Source organism: Dermacoccus sp. BD5 (assembly GCF_044878485.1).
Classification (GTDB): Bacteria; Actinomycetota; Actinomycetes; order Actinomycetales; family Dermatophilaceae; genus Dermacoccus; species Dermacoccus nishinomiyaensis.
Window position 1 is genome coordinate 45,842 of the sequence record NZ_JANJER010000002.1, and the last position, 16,512, is coordinate 62,353.

Sequence of the window (16,512 nt, forward strand, 5' to 3'; positions counted from 1 at the left end):
TCAGGCCGGCCGGAACGCGCGCGACAGCCCCACGAGGCCGAGGACCAGCACCATCGGGACGGCGAATCCGTAGCGCAGGGACGTGTCGCCGAGCACGTCCGTCCCCGTCAGCACGGCTCCGAGCAGGGCGCCGACGTAGTTGAACTGGTTGAAGCGCGCGATGACCGCGTCGCTGCCGGCCTGCGCGGACGCCGCGTCCGCCTCCGGGTGTGCGTCTCGGGCGAGGCGCACGGCCACCGAGTACGACAGCGGCGCGACGACGGCGAGACCGAGGTCAGCGACGCCCATTCCGACGAGCGCGAGCGCCGCGCCGTTCGCGAAGACGGCGAGTGCCAGGCCCGCGCACCCGATGACGCCCACCGCCGCAACGAGCGCCGCGGGGCCGAGCCGCGCCGTCAGCCAGTCGCCGCAGCTGCGGCTGAGCAGCGAGCACACGAGGTACGGCAGGGTGGCGACGGCGACGGCGACGGCGACGGCGACGAGCGAGGCCGGTGAGTCGAAGCTGTGGTGCGGGTAGGTAGGCGCCCACGTCGTCACGGCCGTGTCGACGATGTAGAACACGACGAGCGCGAGGCCGAGGGTGAGGATGCGCGCCAGGGCAGGCTGCGCGCGGCGGGGGCGTCGGCCCCGGATGTGATGGGCGCCGGTTCCGGCCGCACGTGCGGGACGTACGGCGCGAGCGTCGCGGCGGCGGTCAGGATCATGAGCACCGCGGCGGCGAGGGCGAAGCCCCAGCGATGCGTCGCGAGCGCGATGAGCGTGCCGAGGACGCCGCCGCGCGTCCAAGCCGCGTGGAACGTCGACATGAGCGGGCGCCCGTAACGGTGCTCGATGGCGACGGCCCGCATGTTGCACCCGGCGTCGACCAGGCCGAGGCCCAGGCCATACGCAGCCATCGCCGACGCCAGTGCGCCGACGCCGTGCGCGAGGTCGATGTGCGGCAGCGCGACGACGATGGCGGCGAAGCCGACGCGCAGGCTGCGCGTCGTGCCGCCGCGCGAGGCGAGGAACTCCCGCGCCACCGAACCGAGCCCCCGCGCACAGCACGAGCGCGATGGGGGCAGGCTGCCACCGCCGGAGCCCACTCGTCGCCGCTTCGTCGTTTCACCCAACAGGCTCCCAGCTGACGAGACGGGCTGGGTCGCGACGGCGCGTCGAAGGGTGTCGGAGGCGCGCCAGGCGACGGCGGAGGGTGGGGTGAGCACCACACCCTGGAGTTGGGTAGCGCTCAACCCACCATGCGGGGTGCCCGCGCGCCTAGGGTGGAGTCAGTCATGGACATCGAGCACTCGATGGCCCCAGCGGCGCGTCGCCGCTCGGTCCATCGAGGCCGCTCACCCCTGGCCGGGGCTCGCAGGGAAAGGACGAGAGTCATGGTTCGCACGAGAGCCCAACTCACCGATGCTCAACGCGAGAAGCTCAGCGCCGTCACTGCGGCGCGCGAGGCGCGTCTCGCCGCCGAAGCGGAGTACCGGCGAGCGGTCGCCGCCGCCGATCAGGCGAAGGTGACTAAGAGCGCCATTGCCGAGGCGGCCGGCGTCAGCGTCGAGGCCGTCCGCACGGTGCTCATCCGCATGGCCGAATCGCACGCGCCCGCAGTCGAGGTGCGTGAGCACCTGACGGGGGTGGACGGCGGCTCGGCGACGGCGTCCACCGCCGCGGGACCGGTCGTCACGGGCGCCGTCGGTGCGGCCCCGGTCACGGGCGACGTCAGGCAGCCTGTCGCGAAGGCGAGCTGACGCCCGTCGGCGTCACTCCCCGCCGTCCTGCGGCGGACGCAGGCCCTGGTAGATCTCCTTGCACGTCGGGCACACCGGAAACTTCTCCGGGTCGCGGCCCGGTACCCACACCTTGCCGCACAGCGCGGTGACGGGCTCGCCCGACAGCGCCGACTCCATGATCTTCTCCTTACGCACGTAGTGCGCGAAGCGCTCGTGATCGCCGGGCTCGGAGAGCTGGTGGTCGACCTGCTCTCGCTCCAGCACCGCCGTCGACGTGCCCGGACCTCCGAGGCCGCCCGGGCCGTCGGGCGCGCCGAGGGGCGATGACGGGTCGTCGATCGAAGAGTTCCACACAACCGGGTTCATGGGCGCCAGTGTAGGCGCGCCGCCCGCGGCGGGCCAGGGGGCAGCGAGCCGAGGCGTCAGGCGGCAGGGTCAGTTGAGCGTCGGGTCGTCGGGAAACGACGCCAGGAGGCACGTCGGCATGGGTTGGCGTGCGAGGACGCGCGCCCACAGCGTCTCGGGGTCGGCGTCGAACAGGTCGGCGATCTCGGGTTCGGCGCGCACCCACCACCCGTCAGCGAGTTCGACGTCGAGTTGGCCCGGCTGCCAGCCGCAGTTGCCGGCGAACACGCGCAGCCCCGACAGCTGCGGGGCGACGATCTCCGGCGGCGCGTCGAGGTCGACGACGGCGAGCGAACCGAACAGTCGCGTGGCGCCCACGACGTCACCGCGCCCCGGCACGCCCGCGAGCGCGACCGCCGTGTCGAGGCCGACGGGCCCGCCCTGGAAGAGACGATCGGGCGCCGAGCACGCGGACTGCCACCCCGGAAGGACCGAGTCGACACCGGCCTCGAGCGGTTCGGTGAGCACGACACCCTGGGCGCCGTCGTCACCGTGGTGGAGGACGAACACGACGCTACGGGTGAAGATGTCACCCTCATCGCGGTCGTGGGCACGAGGCACCGCGACGAGCAGTCGGCCGGTCAACGAGGTCACCCGTCCATTGTGGAACACGCCCGCCCCGAACGCGATGTTGCCCGGTGATCGGGGCACGGGGCCCCGGATCACCGGGCAACATCAGCGCAGATTCAGTCGGCGTCAGTCGCGGTTGCCGCGGTAGCCACCACGGTCGCCGCCGTAACCACCACGACCCCCCTGGCCGCCGCGACCACCGAAGCTCTGACGACGGTTCTCGCGCTCGAAACCACCGTCGATGTCGTCGCGGTAACCGCGCCCGCCACCGAAGCCGCGGTCGTCGCCGCCGCGTCCGCGGCCCTGGCCACGGTCGTCGCGGTCGTTGAAACGTCCACGACCACCGCGGTCGAAGCCGCCGCCACGGCCGTAACCGCCGCGCCCGCCGTCACGACCACCGCGGTCGTAACCACCTCGGCCACCGCGCTCGTAGCCGCGGCCGCCGCGACCACCACGGTCGTTGCGCGGCGCGAGGGTGCGACGCAGGTCGTCCTCGGAGATCGAACGGCCCTCGGGCGTCGAACCGCCCGCGGCGACGATCGCCTCGTCACCGGGGCGCGTGCGCACGAGGCTCACGTCGACGCCGGCGGAGTCGAGTAGGCGCTGCATCGAGCGACGCTGGTGCGGCAGCGCCAGGGTGATGACGGTGCCCTTCTCCCCCGCGCGCGCCGTGCGGCCGGCGCGGTGCAGGTAGTCCTTGTGGTCGGCCGGCGGGTCGACCTGGAGCACGACGCCGACCTCGTCGACGTGGATGCCGCGCGCCGCGACGTCCGTCGCGACGAGCACGGGCACACGCCCGTCCTTGAACGCCGACAGGACACGGTTGCGCTGACCCTGGTTGAGGCCACCGTGCAGCGCGGCAGCCATGACGCCCTGCTCGCGCAGCTCTGCGGCGACACGGTCGGCGCCCATCTTGGTGCGGACGAACACCACGGTGCGTCCCTCACGGTTCGCGACCTCGGCCGTCACGACCTTCTTGTCGCGCGGCTCGATGAGCAGCGCGTGGTGCTCCATCGTCGTGACGGTGGCGGTGCCGTCGTCCGTCGAGTGCGTCACCGGGTCGACGAGGTACTTGTCGACGACGGTGTCGATGCCACGGTCGAGCGTCGCGGAGAACAGCAGGCGCTGGCCGCCTTCGGGCACGAGGTCGAGGATCTCGGTGATGGCCTCGAGGAAGCCCATCTCGGCCATGTGGTCGGCCTCGTCGAGCACGGCGATCTCGACACGGCTCAGGTCGGCCGCGCCACGCTCGATGAGGTCGGACAGGCGACCCGGCGTGGCGATGAGGACGTCGACGCCGCGCTCCAGCGCGGACAGCTGCGGCTCGTACGGCATACCACCGGCGACGAGCTTGTGCTTGAGACCGACGACGTGGACGAGCGGCTGCAGCGCATCGCTCACCTGCATCGCGAGTTCACGCGTCGGCACGAGGACGATGGCGCGCGGCTGGTGCGCGCGAGCCTTGCCGCCCTCGGCGAGACGCGCCAGCATCGGCAGACCGAAGCCGAGCGTCTTGCCCGAACCCGTGCGACCGCGGCCGAGGACGTCCTTGCCGGCCATCGCGTCGGGAATCGTCGCAGCCTGGATCGGGAACGGCTTCGTGATGCCGTCACGCGCCATGCGCTCGACGAGCGCCTCGGGCAGCCCGAGCTCGGTGAACGTCATGATGACGCTCTCGTCGATCTCGTCCGACTCGCTCTCGTCGAAGCCCGCGTGCTCGCCGTCGGCCGTGCCCGCGGTGGCGTTCGTGGCGTCGGCGGGGTCGGTGTTCTCCGCGTCGGTGTTGTCGGCGACAGAGTTGGTCGTGTCGGAGTCGGCGGCGTCAGCACCGTCGCGCTCGGCGTCCGTGGCGTCGGCGGTGGGAGCGTCGTCGACGCGGACGTCACCCTCGACGTGGACGCGCCCGTCGGGGTTCTGTTCGCCGACGACGTCGACGTTCTCGCGCTGGATGTTCTCGCTCGTGGCCGCGTCGGCCTCGACGGTGGTCGCCGCGACGTCGGCGTTCGCCGCCGTCACGTTCTCGACCTGCGCGTCCTCGACGCGGGACTCGTCACGCACGGGGGCGTCGTCGAACGAGCGGTCGGGGCGCCCGAAGCGCTTCTCGCGGTCGAAACCGCCCTCACGGCGCTCGTCGCGGCGCTGGAAGCCGCCGTCACGGCGGTCGCCACGGTTGAAACCGCCGCGGTCGTCTCGACGCTGGAAGCCACCCTCGCGACGGTCGTTGTCACGGTTGAAACCACCGCGCCGGTCGTCACGGCCCTGGTAGCCACCACGACGGTCATCACGGTTGAAACCACCGCGGTCATCGCGACGCTGGAAGCCGCCCTCGCGACGGTCGTCGCCGCCACGGTTGAAACCACCGCGGTCATCGCGACGCTGGAAGCCACCCTCGCGACGGTCGTCGCGGCCCCCGAAACCACCACGACGGTCGTCGCCACCGCGGTTGAAACCGCCACGGCGGTCGTCGCCGCGGAAGCCGCCCTCACGTCGGTCGTTGTCGCGGTTGAAACCACCACGACGGTCATCACCGCCGCGGAAACCGCCCTCACGGCGGTCGTTGTCACGGCTGAAACCACCACGGCGATCATCACGGCCCTGGAAGCCGCCACGGCGCTCGTCGCTACCGCGGTTGAAACCACCACGACGGTCATCACCGCCACGGAAACCGCCCTCACGACGGTCGTTGTCACGGTTGAAGCCACCGCGTCGCTCATCGCGGCCGCGGAAACCACCGTCACGGCGGTCGTCACGGGCCTGGAAGCCGCCACGACGCTCGTCACCGCCACGGAAACCGCCCTCACGACGGTCGTTGTCACGGCTGAAACCGCCGCGTCGCTCGTCGCGTCCGCCCGCGCCGCCGTCGCGGCGTCCTCCGAAGTCGCGGCCGCCGGAGCGGTCCTGGCCGCGCTTGGCGCCGGCCTTGTCGGCGTGCGACCAGCGCGGCTTCTTGCCGTTGTTGTTGTTCGTCGAAGACATGGGTGTGAACCTCTCGGTCGAGAGCACCGAAGGCGAGCACGCCAGAGAGCCCGTGGAGCACGTGGGCTGGAAGGATTGCGTACTGGGTGGATCGGCGCTGTTGCGTGGGATCTCGGCGCTCACATGACGGCGTCACATCGTGGGTGACGCTCAGAGAACGGGCCTACTCTCACCACCACGTGCCGCCACAGGGAGTAGCTGCGGGCACGCTCAAACCGAAAGCAAACCTACTGAACGCAAGATCAATGGTCCCCCGAGTCTACGTCACGCCCGGCGGCGAAGCAGACGCGTCAACCCCCACGCCAGGATGATTCCTGTCACATCGGCGAGTGCGTCGCGCCAGTCCGCGTCGCGCTCCACGACGTCCGTGCCCTGGATCAGTTCGGAGATCGGCGCATAGAACGCGAGCATGAGCGCCACCCATCGCCACCGTCCGAGCAGTGCCAGGAGGGCGGGTCCGCCGAACATGCAGGCGTGGACCACCTTGTCGGCGTGGGGGAACAGCTCACCTTCTGCCCCGCTCGAATGGAACACGTACAGGAGGTACGTCTGCAGTGCGAGGGCGAGCACGAGCAGCGCGCGGCAGGCGCGGAGGAGGCGGGAGTCGGAAGGGGGCATCCCGTGCAGTATCGCACCGCGCACGTCCGGCGCCCTCTCGGCGGGTTCTCAGGCTGTCGGCATAGCTTCGAGCGGCTGCGACGAGGCAGCCCCTCGTCCAAGGAGCTCTCATGACGGTGCGCTTCGATCACGCCGCCCACGTCGCGACGGTGTGGCTGCCGCAGCTGTCCCCCACCCACGTGACGGTCGTCTCGACGCTTGCCGCGCTCGCGTTCTGCGCCGTGCTGATCGGCGCGATCGCGTGGATGTTCGCGTCGATGTGCCTGGAGCGGGCCCACCCGTGGCGCTTCGGCGTGATCGCGGCGCTCGCCGTCGTCGCGCTCGTGGCGGCGGTGCCGTCGATGCGTCATCGCGTGGCGGGCTCGGCGCCCATCGCGTCGGCCACGGCGACGATCGAGCGCGCCGACGCGTTGAGCGCGGCGCGTGCCGCCGCCGTCCCCGAGAAGGACTGGCGCCCGGAGGCGAAGGCCGTCGCCGCGCCGGCCTCGAGTGACGTGACGTGGTCGCCCGATGACCTGCACGCCCTCAGCGTCGCCGCGCAGAAGAAGAACGGGCTGACGGAGACGTACGCGCGAAGCCGTATCGAGGTCGACTCGATCGGCCAGGAAACCGCGACGATCGCCGCGCACGGCACGACCTACCTGACGAAGGACGACAAGCGCGTCCGCTGCGTCGCACGCGTCAAGAACGTCGTGAAGAACAACGTCGGCCAGCCGCTGTCCGCCGAGCTCGACCAGGTGGTCTGTGCCCCGGCGGCCTGAGGACACTGCGTTCTGCTGCCTCATCGCACCGTCGAACCCGTCGCGCACGACGCGATCGCGGTGCGGCTGAATGCCGTGGCGCCCGCGCCACCGCCTCGAGGTGAGCCAGGTCGAGCATCTTGGGCACGCGTGCGCTCTCGCTCATCACGACTCCGTCGCGCACGAAGCGAAGTGTGCCTATCCGTAGCCGGTCGCTCACGGCGAGAAGGATGTCGACTGCGTCAGGCACACCCCTGCCGTCGGCCTGCCACGTCCGTTCGATGATCTGCCGGCATCACCGAGCAGGTGCGCTGTCCGAGGAGACCTACGGCAGGGCCCCCTTCTCGGTATATGTCACCTGAGGCGCACTGCCTGCCAGCACGGGCAGCGCCGGCGACCGCGAGTAGCGGTACTCAGCGCTCGCCCACGACTCCTCATGGCGAAAAGTGCCACCGCTTCGTGGATGCGGATACCACGTCCCGACCGTCATGTCCTCACCGTCGACCGACGTCGAGACGCTGATGGCGGCGCCGCTCATTTCTCAATCCTTCAGCTGCGCAAAGCTGGCCAGAGCCCTCCCGCGTGCGTACTGGTAGGGATCGGTGGACGCCACGAGCTCGTCCATGGGCGATCTATTGATCGAGAAGTCGGGCGGGACGGCCATCACCCGGCCGGGTTTGTCGCGATCTATGACGCCGATCGTGCAGCGGTGGCTCGGCACCGGCGAGTGGTACGCGCCGGACCGCACGACGTGCAAGAGCCCGCCGTCATCCCTCGAAAGGGATGACGGCGGGCTCCGTGCCACACGGGTCACGCAGCAGCCTGATTCACGCTGCGTGACGAGTTCTGCGAACAGCCGCTCGGCCTCGCGACCGATGCATGGAGGTGGTGGAGATGGGGGGAATTGAACCCCCGTCCATCGACGGCGATCCAGGGCTTCTCCGGGCGCAGTCATCCTGCGGATTTTTCTCGGCCCCGCGGCAAGGAATGACACATTCCGCGACAGGCCCAGTCGAGTGAGAGTCCCACAACGCCCCTCGACAAGACGTTGCAGCAAGTTCTCTAGCTGATGCCAGACACTGAGTCGAGAACTAGCTCAGGCTGACAGACTTCGGGCTCGCTCAGGCGGCGAGGGCGAAGTCGGTGCGCTTGGAATCGGCACCTATAAGTTTGCAGAGAGCGTTAACGAGATAACTCTGCATCCTCGGCCCGCTTCCCCTGGGACGGCGACCGATGTCGAAACCGATCATCCCCATGGAAACTGTTCGCTCTGTGGAGTTGTGCTGACTGACGAATCAGCGTCCGTCAGTCTAGCGGTTCAACAGCGAAGGACGCGAGCGCATTCCCACGCGCTGCGCCTCCTGCCGTGTCGCGCGCCACACGAGGATCGCTTGGCGCCTCACCCAGAGGGGTCTATCGTTGTTCCTCGGTCGTTGCATCTTCAATCACCTCGCCGCACGGGCACGTTGCGTCGCGCCACGGCCGATCCCATCCCGACGAACGGCGGCCAACGCGCGGCTGCACTCCCCCAGAGCAGCGCCCGATCGCCCTGCTGCCCGCGTTCGATCCCGCGCGCATCACACTCCGTCGGTCCCTCGCCGGCCTCTCCCCCACGCCTGCCCCGGCCCCTCAAAGGCGCCAACTCGAGAAAGGAGGGGCTGATGTCGACTGCTGCTGTCAGCACTCACGGCCCCGACGCACCCGTGGAGTCATCCACCGACAACCCCGCGAAGCCCAACCTCAGCCTCGCGCTCTTCGTGATCGCCTGCGCCCAGCTCATGATCGTGCTCGATGGGACGGTCGTGAACATCGCACTACCCCACATCCAGACCGATCTGCACTTCAGCCAGTCCGGCCTTCAGTGGGTCGTCACCTCCTACGCGCTGGCTCTCGGTTCGCTCCTGCTGCTGGGCGGGCGCCTCGGCGACATCTTCGGACGCCGCCGCATGTTCACCGTCGGCATCGCCGTGTTCGCTCTCGCCTCGCTGCTCGGCGGCATCGCGCCCAACCCCACCCTCCTGCTCGCCGCGCGCGTGCTCCAGGGTGCCGGTGCGGCGCTGGCTCAGCCGGCGGCACTGGCCCTCGTCAACACGACGATCCCGCCCGGCAAGGAGCGCAACCGCGCCATGGGTGTCTACGCCGCGATGTCCGGCGCCGGTGCAGCGATCGGCCTCATCCTCGGCGGCGTGCTGACCGAGATCGACTGGCGCTGGACGATGCTCATCAACGTGCCCATCGGCATCGCCGTCGCCGTGCTCGCACCCCGCGTGCTCGTCGAATCCGACGGTCACGAGGGCACCCTCGACATCATCGGCGCCGTCACGGCGACCGCAGGTCTGTTCGGCATCGTCTACGGCCTGTCCAACGCCGCGTCCCACTCGTGGGGCGACACCTGGACCCTCGTGCCGCTGATCGTGGGCACCCTGCTCGTCATCGCGTTCGCTGCCATCGAGAGCCGCACCGAGCACGCCCTGCTGCCGATGCGCATCCTCGCCGACCGCACGCGAGGCACCGCCATCCTCGCGATGCTCATCATGGGTGCCGCGATGTTCGCGATGTTCTTCTTCCTCGGCCTGTACATCCAGCAGGTGCTCGGTTATTCGCCGGTCAAGTCCGGTTTCGCGTTCCTGCCGTTCAGCCTCGGCATCGTCATCGCCGCGGGCCTTTCGCAGAACCTCGTCACGCGCATCAAGCCGCGCTACCTCTCGGGCTTCGGCGGCCTGCTCGCAGCAGCGGGCATGTGGTCGTTCACCCAGCTCGACACGCACTCGAGCTACGCGACGCACCTGCTGCCCGGCATCTTCGTCATGGCCCTCGGCATGGGCTTCGTCTTCATCCCGATGACGCTCGCCGCCTCCCACGGCGTCGAAGCGAAGGACTCGGGGGCCGCCGCCTCCGCGCTCAACACCGCGCAGCAGATCGGTGGTTCGATCGGTCTCGCGGCTCTCACCACGGTGTATTCGCACTATGCGACGCAGCGTGCCGACGAGCTCAAGGCCGCCGCCGCTGCCGCGATGGCGAAGGTGCCGACGTCGGTGCAGGGAACGGCTGAGTTCAAGTCGAAAATGCAGGCCCAGCAGGCAGCCGGAGCGCTCGACGTGCAGACCTTCGCCTCGACGCACGGGTTCTGGGTGGCCTCCGGCATGCTTCTCGTCGGAGCCCTGCTCATCCTGATCTTCATCACGATTCGCAGCGACGAACTGCAGACCGACGGGGCAGCGCCCACCGCGCACGTGGGCTGACGCGGTCGCTTCAGCTTGCACACCCTCGCCTCTGGGCGGGCTCGACCCGGCGTCGGGCCCGCCCAGAGGCTTTTCTCACGTCCGGTGTGGTGCGAGACACGCGTGTGTTGCCAACTGTTCGCTATTGGTCGGTTTTGCCGCGAAGCTCTGCGGTTTTCAGCGCTGAGCGACCGGTAGTGTCAGCACCAACTGCGCCGCCGCGGCGCCCCACCCCGAACGGAGATGTGCATGTTCCGCAAGGTCCTGGTCGCCAACCGAGGCGAGATCGCCGTGCGCGCGTTCCGCGCCGCCACCGAGCTGGGCGCCACCACCGTCGCCGTCTTCCCCCACGAGGACCGCGGCAGCGAGCATCGCCTCAAGGCCGACGAGGCCTACCAGATCGGCGAGGTCGGCCACCCCGTGCGCGCCTACCTCGACGTCGACGAGATCATCCGCGTCGCCCGCGAATCGGGCGCCGACGCGATCTACCCCGGCTACGGCTTCCTGTCCGAGAACCCGCTGCTCGCCGAGGCGTGCGCCGACGCCGGCATCACCTTCATCGGCCCCAAGCCCGACGTGCTGCACATGACGGGCAACAAGGCGACGGCCATCGCCGCCGCCAAGCGCGCCGGCCTGCCGACGCTGCGCAGCGTGCCGCCGTCGTCCGACATCGACGAACTCGTCAAGGGCGCCGACGACATCGGCTACCCCGTCTTCGTCAAGGCCGTCGCCGGCGGCGGCGGGCGCGGCATGCGTCGCGTCGAGAAGCCCGAGGCGCTGCGCGAGAACCTCGAGGCCGCGATGCGCGAAGCCGAATCCGCCTTCGGTGACGCGACCTGCTTCATCGAGGAAGCCGTCGTCGACCCGCGCCACATCGAGGTGCAGATCCTCGCCGACGGTGAGGGCGGCGTCGTCCACCTCTTCGAACGCGACTGCTCCGTGCAGCGACGCCACCAGAAGGTCGTCGAGATCGCGCCGGCACCGAACCTCTCCCCCGAACTGCGCGAACGCATGTGCGCCGACGCCGTCGCCTTCGCGAAGGAGATCGGCTACTCGTGCGCCGGCACCGTCGAGTTCCTGCTCGACACCCGCGGCCGCTACGTGTTCATCGAGATGAACCCGCGCATCCAGGTGGAGCACACCGTCACCGAGGAGGTCACCGACGTCGACCTCGTCGCCGCGCAGATGCGCATCGCCTCCGGCGACACCCTCGACGACCTCGGCCTCGCTCAGGAGAACATCCACCTGCGCGGCGCGGCGCTGCAGTGCCGCATCACGACCGAGGACCCGGCCAACGGCTTCCGCCCCGACACCGGCACGATCACCGCCTACCGTTCCGCGGGTGGCTCGGGCGTTCGCCTCGACGGCGGCACGATCCACATGGGCGCCGAGGTCAGCGCCCACTTCGACTCGATGCTCGTCAAGCTCACCTGCCGCGGCCGCGACTTCGCGACGGCCGTGCGCCGCGCCCGCCGCGCCCTCGCCGAGTTCCGCGTGCGCGGTGTCAGCACGAACATCCCCTTTCTGCAGGCCTTGCTCGAGGACCCGGCATTCATCTCCGGCAACGTGACGACGTCGTTCATCGAGACCCACCCGCACCTGCTCGACGCGCGCACTCCCGGCGACCGCGGCACGAAGCTGCTCACCTACCTCGCCGAGACGACCGTCAACAAGCCGTACGGCGACCACTCGGCACTCGCCATCACGGCGCGTGAGAAGCTGCCCGCGTTCGACATCACCGGCCCCGTCCCGCCCGGCGCGCGCGACCGGCTGATCACCGAGGGGCCCGAGGCGTTCGCCCGCGCTCTGCGCGAGCAGCAGGCCGTCGCCGTCACCGAGACGACGATGCGCGACGCCCACCAATCGCTGCTCGCGACCCGCATCCGCACCCGCGACCTGCTGCACGTCGCGCCCTACGTCGCACGCATGACGCCGCAGCTGCTGTCGATGGAGGCCTGGGGCGGCGCGACGTACGACGTCGCGCTGCGCTTCCTGTCCGAAGACCCGTGGGACCGCCTCGCGAAGCTGCGCGAGGCGATGCCGAACATCCCCATCCAGATGCTGCTGCGCGGGCGCAACACCGTCGGCTACACGCCGTACCCGACCAAGGTGACCGACGCGTTCGTCACCGAGGCCGCGCGCACGGGTGTCGACATCTTCCGCATCTTCGACGCCCTCAACGACGTCGAGCAGATGCGTCCCGCCATCGAAGCGGTGCGCGAGACGGGCACAGCCGTCGCCGAGGTGGCCCTGTGCTACACCGGCAACCTCGCCTCCCCCGACGAGAAGCTCTACACGCTCGACTACTACCTCGCGCTCGCCGAGAAGATCGTCGACGCCGGCGCCCACGTCCTCGCGATCAAGGACATGGCCGGTCTGCTGCGCGCCCCGGCGGCGCGCACCCTCGTCACCGCGTTGCGGGAGCGCTTCGACCTGCCTGTGCACCTGCACACCCACGACACGGCCGGTGGCCAGCTCGCGACGCTGCTCGCCGCCATCGACGCGGGCGTCGACGCGGTGGACGTCGCGAGCGCCGCGATGTCGGGCACGACGAGCCAGCCCTCGATGTCGGCGCTCGTCGCCGCGACGGACGGCACGGACCGTGCGACGGGGCTCGACCTCGCGAACGTGTGCGACCTCGAGCCGTACTGGGAGGCCGTGCGCACCCTCTACAAGCCGTTCGAGTCGGGCCTCGCCGCGCCGACGGGTCGCGTGTACCGTCACGAGATCCCGGGTGGGCAGCTGTCGAACCTGCGTCAACAGGCGATCGCGCTCGGCCTCGGCGACCGCTTCGAGGCGATCGAGGACATGTACGCCGCGGCCAATGACATCCTTGGCAACGTCGTCAAGGTGACGCCGAGCTCGAAGGTCGTCGGCGACCTCGCGCTCGCGCTCGTCAGCGCGAACGCCGACCCGAAGGACTTCGAGGCCAACCCGCAGAACTACGACATCCCGGACTCCGTCATCGGCTTCCTCGGCGGCGAGCTCGGCGACCCGCCCGGTGGCTGGCCCGAGCCGTTCCGCACGAAGGCCCTCGCCGGACGCACGGTGCGCCCGCGCGTCGAGGAGCTGAGCGACGATGACGAGGCCGACCTCGCACGCGACCCGCGCGGAACCCTCAACCGCCTGCTGTTCCCCGGCCCGACGCAGGACTACGCACGCGCCCGCGAGCTCTACAGCGACCTGTCGGTGCTGTCGACGAAGGAGTTCCTCCACGGCCTCGCACCCGGGCAGGAGCACGAGGTCGACCTCGAGCCGGGCAAGAAGATCCTGTTGTCGGTCGCGTCGGTCTCCGAGCCCGACGAGCGCGGCATGCGCACCGTGCTCGCGACCGTGAACGGCCAGCTGCGTCCCGTCCAGGTGCGTGATCACGCCGTCAAGGTCGACGTCGCCGCCGTCGAGAAGGCCGACCCGAAGAACGCCGGCCATGTCGCGGCTCCGTTCGCGGGCATGGTGTCCGTCAGCGTCGCCGAGGGTGACGAGGTCGCGGCAGGCGACACGGTCGCGACGATCGAGGCGATGAAGATGGAGGCCTCCATCACGACGCCCGTCGCCGGTACCGTCAAGCGCGTCACTCTGACGCACGAGACGCAGGTCGAGGGCGGCGACCTCGTCATCGTCATCGAGTGATGTCCGCCGCCGTGACCTGACGGCTCGCGGCCTCCGCTCGGGCCCGTCAGGTCCTGCGGCGCATGCGAAAGGGGCGCCCGTCTCGACTCGAGACGGGCGCCCCTTTCGGCGTGCTACAGGCGGGCCGGCTCACCAGCCGCCGCCACCACCACCGCTGATGCCGCCGCCGGAGAAGCCTCCCCCGCCGGAGAAGCCGCTACCGCCGCTCGAACCGGGCGTGGACGACAACGCGGACGACGCCGCGTCGCTGAAGGCCTCCATCGAGGCGCCGAAGTTGTCGAAGCCCCCGAAACCGCCGCCAAAGCCGCCGTACGGCACGTACCAGTAGGGCATGACCATCGGGTAGCCCTGCGCCTGCGCGGCAGCGGCGACTTGGCCGAAGACCTTCGCCCAGCGGTCGGCGAGACCGAGCACGACCGCATACGGCATGTAGCGGCTGAAGATCTGCTCGGCTTCCTCGAACTTGATCTGCTTCGCCTCAGCCGTCTTGAGATACAGCTCGAACCCGCGCGTCTGGTCGTACACCGCCGAGCCGACGGGCGTGCGCGCGGCAGCGTTCTTCGAACGCACGAGCGCGAGGACGGCGACGATCGCGAAACCCGCACCGAACAGGAAGCCGTTGAGGTGGAAGTGGTTCGCGACGAAGAACGAGACGACGGCGAGCACCGCGAACAGGCTCGCGAGGCCCTTGGCCCCGGCCTCACTCGCGCTCGGGCGCTGTTTGAACCAGCCGCGCGCGACGGCCTCGTCCTCGATGCCCTCCTTCGCGTTCGCCAGGTGGCCCGCGAAGTGGTTCTTCAGATCGGACAGGTACACCTGCGAGCCGTCGGAGAACAGCGCGTTGAGTAGGTCCGCCTCGTAGGCCAGCAGATCACCGGCAGGGGGCTGCGGGTTGGCGATGAGCAGCCAGTCGCTCTTGTCGACCTGTTCCATGCGCAGGTACCCGCGCACCGCGAGGTCGACGATGGTGCCCGCGACGTCACGGTTGTCGGCGCGACGGTCGATGACGAGGCCCGCAAGGCCCGCGGTGGCGTCGTTGGGCGGCTCGAAGCGCACGGCGACCTCCGGGTCACCGGTCCGCGCGATCGGTACCTCCTGGCCGGGCGCGGGGAGCTGACCGGGTGCGATTCCGCTGTAACGCTCGTCGGCGTTGCGCCGACGGTCGCGGACGAACCACAGCCCGCCGAGCCCGGCGAGTGCCGCCGCCAGAGCCCCGCCGCCGACGTTGACGGCCTGGCGCTGCGAAGACGTCAGCGGCCCGTTGACGCCGAACGCGTCCTCGGCCGAGCCGTCCTTGAGGATGGGGGCGGTGTTCGTGAACGCCGACGTCGGCAGGTCGGCGTCGATCGTCATGCCGCGCCCGTTGCCGACGTTGTTCGCCGAAAACGACGCCTCCGTCCCCGGCGTCGCCCTGCACTCCTGCTTCGAGTTCTTCTCGCCGTACCAGCACTTGGCCCGAGAGACGGCGCCCGGACCCTTGACGGTGACACGCGCGGTGTCGATCGGGATCTTCCAGTCGTTGCCCGTCGCGTTGATGAAGAACTCGGTCGAGTTGCCCGACTGCTTGTTGACGACACCGGCGAGGTGGTACTTGAGCGTGTAGTGCTGCGTGCCGTACACGGTGCGGTTCGGGCTGCCGATGCGCAACCGCTCCGCGCCGCCGTCACGGGAGCGCTGGAGCTGCGTCGGCGCTCCCGTCGAAGAGGTGACGGAGACGTTCGTCATCGGGTACTCACGGTGCTGGGTATCGCTCACGCCCTGGCCCGTGATGACGATGCGATCGAGCCCGTGATGGCTGCTGTCGCTGAAGCGGACGTCGAGATTCTCCGTGACGTCGACGCCACCGTCGGTGCCCACGTCGTAGCGGATGTCGTAGTTCGTGATGCGGATGTTGTCGTTGCCCGCGGCCTGAGCGGGCGCTGCGCTCATGGCGACGAGCGCGACGGCCGCGGCGCCGAGTGCGGTGCGGGCCGACGGTGTAGGTGCTCCCCTGAGACGACTCATGCCCCTACCTTGCCACGTGGGCGAGGCGGGGGCATGCCGACGGGGCGAGCGCTGCGCCGACTCGTGGCTCAGCCGCCGCGCTTGAGGCGCACCTGCATCTCGCGCTGCGCCTCGAGGTTGTCCTGACGCTCGCGCAGCGTCTGGCGCTTGTCGTGCAGTTGCTTGCCTCGCGCGAGGGCTATCTCGACCTTCGCGCGCCCGTCCTTGAAATACAGCGACAGCGGCACGATGGTGTACCCCTTCGACTGCGCCTTGTTCGCGAGCTTGAGGATCTCGGCCTTGTGCAGCAGCAGCTTGCGTCGCCGGCGCGCGGAGTGGTTCGTCCACGTGCCCTGGAGGTACTCGGGGATGTGGACGTTCTCGAGCCACATCTCACCGTCGCGCTCGAGCACGTAACCGTCGACGAGGGACGCGCGCCCCATGCGCAGGCTCTTCACCTCGGTGCCCATGAGGGACAGCCCCGCCTCGAGCGTTTCCTCGATGTGGTAGTCGTGGCGCGCCTTCTTGTTGTTGGCGATCACCTTCGTGCCGTGTTCCTTCGGCATGGGCTCACCCCCTTCTGCTTCGATGCGGTCGCGTTCGGCGTGGTCAACGTCTGTGAAGACAACATCGCAGGCATGCCGGGCA

At 69.9% G+C, this 16,512-nt stretch carries 13 protein-coding genes and 1 other RNA gene; 4 read left to right on the forward strand and 10 right to left on the reverse strand.

All coding sequences use genetic code 11. The features are described 5' to 3' along the window. Both NQ706_RS01845 and NQ706_RS01850 read right to left on the reverse strand, forming a co-directional pair. Complete coding sequence (locus tag NQ706_RS01845) at window positions 1-633, reverse strand: hypothetical protein (RefSeq protein WP_235182047.1); 633 nt, start codon at window positions 631-633, stop codon at window positions 1-3. Next, window positions 534-1,205 carry a hypothetical protein gene (locus NQ706_RS01850; protein WP_235181934.1) on the reverse strand — a complete coding sequence of 224 codons (672 nt, stop codon included), beginning with the start codon at window positions 1,203-1,205 and terminating at the stop codon, window positions 534-536. Before NQ706_RS01850 ends, NQ706_RS01845 begins: the two co-directional genes overlap by 100 nt. 168 nt (window positions 1,206-1,373) lie before the next feature. On the opposite strand from NQ706_RS01850, the gene NQ706_RS01855 reads away from it, so the two are divergent. Next, window positions 1,374-1,739 carry a hypothetical protein gene (locus NQ706_RS01855; protein WP_038568880.1) on the forward strand — a complete coding sequence of 122 codons (366 nt, stop codon included), beginning with the start codon at window positions 1,374-1,376 and terminating at the stop codon, window positions 1,737-1,739. 12 nt (window positions 1,740-1,751) lie between these two features. Here the strand turns inward: NQ706_RS01855 and NQ706_RS01860 are convergent, their stop codons facing one another. The 4 genes from NQ706_RS01860 to NQ706_RS01875 form a co-directional block, all read right to left on the reverse strand. After that, a complete protein-coding gene (locus tag NQ706_RS01860) occupies window positions 1,752-2,087 on the reverse strand; it encodes a DUF3039 domain-containing protein (RefSeq protein WP_050786634.1) in 336 nt (111 codons plus the stop codon). A gap of 69 nt (window positions 2,088-2,156) precedes the next feature. After that, a complete protein-coding gene (locus tag NQ706_RS01865) occupies window positions 2,157-2,720 on the reverse strand; it encodes a YqgE/AlgH family protein (RefSeq protein ID WP_038568882.1) in 564 nt (187 codons plus the stop codon). Between the two features lie 102 nt (window positions 2,721-2,822). Beyond that, the gene (locus NQ706_RS01870) at window positions 2,823-5,672 is read right to left on the reverse strand and encodes a DEAD/DEAH box helicase (protein ID WP_081873690.1); all 2,850 of its coding nucleotides are present in this window, start codon (window positions 5,670-5,672) and stop codon (window positions 2,823-2,825) included. A 264-nt stretch (window positions 5,673-5,936) separates the two neighbouring features. Next, entirely contained in the window at window positions 5,937-6,290 is a 354-nt protein-coding gene (locus NQ706_RS01875; RefSeq protein ID WP_051806007.1) for a hypothetical protein, read from the reverse strand. A gap of 110 nt (window positions 6,291-6,400) precedes the next feature. Between NQ706_RS01875 and NQ706_RS01880 the strand changes: the two genes are divergently transcribed. Next, window positions 6,401-7,051, forward strand: coding sequence for a hypothetical protein (locus NQ706_RS01880; RefSeq protein WP_038568884.1), 651 nt, complete (start codon window positions 6,401-6,403; stop codon window positions 7,049-7,051). 520 nt (window positions 7,052-7,571) lie between these two features. On the opposite strand, the gene NQ706_RS01885 is transcribed toward NQ706_RS01880, so the two are convergent. Together NQ706_RS01885 and ssrA are read right to left on the reverse strand one after the other, a co-directional pair. Then, window positions 7,572-7,751, reverse strand: a complete 180-nt coding sequence (locus NQ706_RS01885; RefSeq protein ID WP_150112767.1) for a hypothetical protein — start codon at window positions 7,749-7,751, stop codon at window positions 7,572-7,574. A gap of 165 nt (window positions 7,752-7,916) precedes the next feature. Next, window positions 7,917-8,284: a transfer-messenger RNA gene (ssrA, locus tag NQ706_RS01890) on the reverse strand. A 407-nt stretch (window positions 8,285-8,691) separates the two neighbouring features. On the opposite strand from ssrA, the gene NQ706_RS01895 reads away from it, so the two are divergent. Beyond that, window positions 8,692-10,272 (forward strand): MFS transporter, encoded by a 1,581-nt coding sequence (locus tag NQ706_RS01895; protein ID WP_038568888.1) that lies wholly within the window; start codon window positions 8,692-8,694, stop codon window positions 10,270-10,272. 228 nt (window positions 10,273-10,500) lie between these two features. Continuing rightward, window positions 10,501-13,881 (forward strand): pyruvate carboxylase, encoded by a 3,381-nt coding sequence (locus NQ706_RS01900; protein ID WP_038571231.1) that lies wholly within the window; start codon window positions 10,501-10,503, stop codon window positions 13,879-13,881. A 129-nt stretch (window positions 13,882-14,010) separates the two neighbouring features. On the opposite strand, the gene NQ706_RS01905 is transcribed toward NQ706_RS01900, so the two are convergent. After that, on the reverse strand, window positions 14,011-15,885 hold the full coding sequence (locus NQ706_RS01905; RefSeq protein WP_081873691.1) for a DUF2207 domain-containing protein: 1,875 nt from the start codon (window positions 15,883-15,885) through the stop codon (window positions 14,011-14,013). A gap of 68 nt (window positions 15,886-15,953) precedes the next feature. After that, window positions 15,954-16,430, reverse strand: a complete 477-nt coding sequence (gene smpB / locus NQ706_RS01910; RefSeq protein ID WP_006943848.1) for an SsrA-binding protein SmpB — start codon at window positions 16,428-16,430, stop codon at window positions 15,954-15,956. Window positions 16,431-16,512: the final 82 nt, after the last annotated feature.

Excerpts from the sequence above, each read along its gene's own strand:
- NQ706_RS01855 (WP_038568880.1), top strand. The coding sequence starts at position 1,374 with ATGGTTCGCACGAGAGCCCAACTCACCGATGCTCAACGCGAGAAGCTC.
- NQ706_RS01860 (WP_050786634.1), bottom strand. The coding sequence starts at position 2,087 with ATGAACCCGGTTGTGTGGAACTCTTCGATCGACGACCCGTCATCGCCC.
- NQ706_RS01870 (WP_081873690.1), bottom strand. The coding sequence starts at position 5,672 with ATGTCTTCGACGAACAACAACAACGGCAAGAAGCCGCGCTGGTCGCAC.
- NQ706_RS01875 (WP_051806007.1), bottom strand. The coding sequence starts at position 6,290 with ATGCCCCCTTCCGACTCCCGCCTCCTCCGCGCCTGCCGCGCGCTGCTC.
- NQ706_RS01880 (WP_038568884.1), top strand. The coding sequence starts at position 6,401 with ATGACGGTGCGCTTCGATCACGCCGCCCACGTCGCGACGGTGTGGCTG.
- NQ706_RS01895 (WP_038568888.1), top strand. The coding sequence starts at position 8,692 with ATGTCGACTGCTGCTGTCAGCACTCACGGCCCCGACGCACCCGTGGAG.
- NQ706_RS01900 (WP_038571231.1), top strand. The coding sequence starts at position 10,501 with ATGTTCCGCAAGGTCCTGGTCGCCAACCGAGGCGAGATCGCCGTGCGC.
- NQ706_RS01905 (WP_081873691.1), bottom strand. The coding sequence starts at position 15,885 with ATGAGTCGTCTCAGGGGAGCACCTACACCGTCGGCCCGCACCGCACTC.
- smpB (WP_006943848.1), bottom strand. The coding sequence starts at position 16,430 with ATGCCGAAGGAACACGGCACGAAGGTGATCGCCAACAACAAGAAGGCG.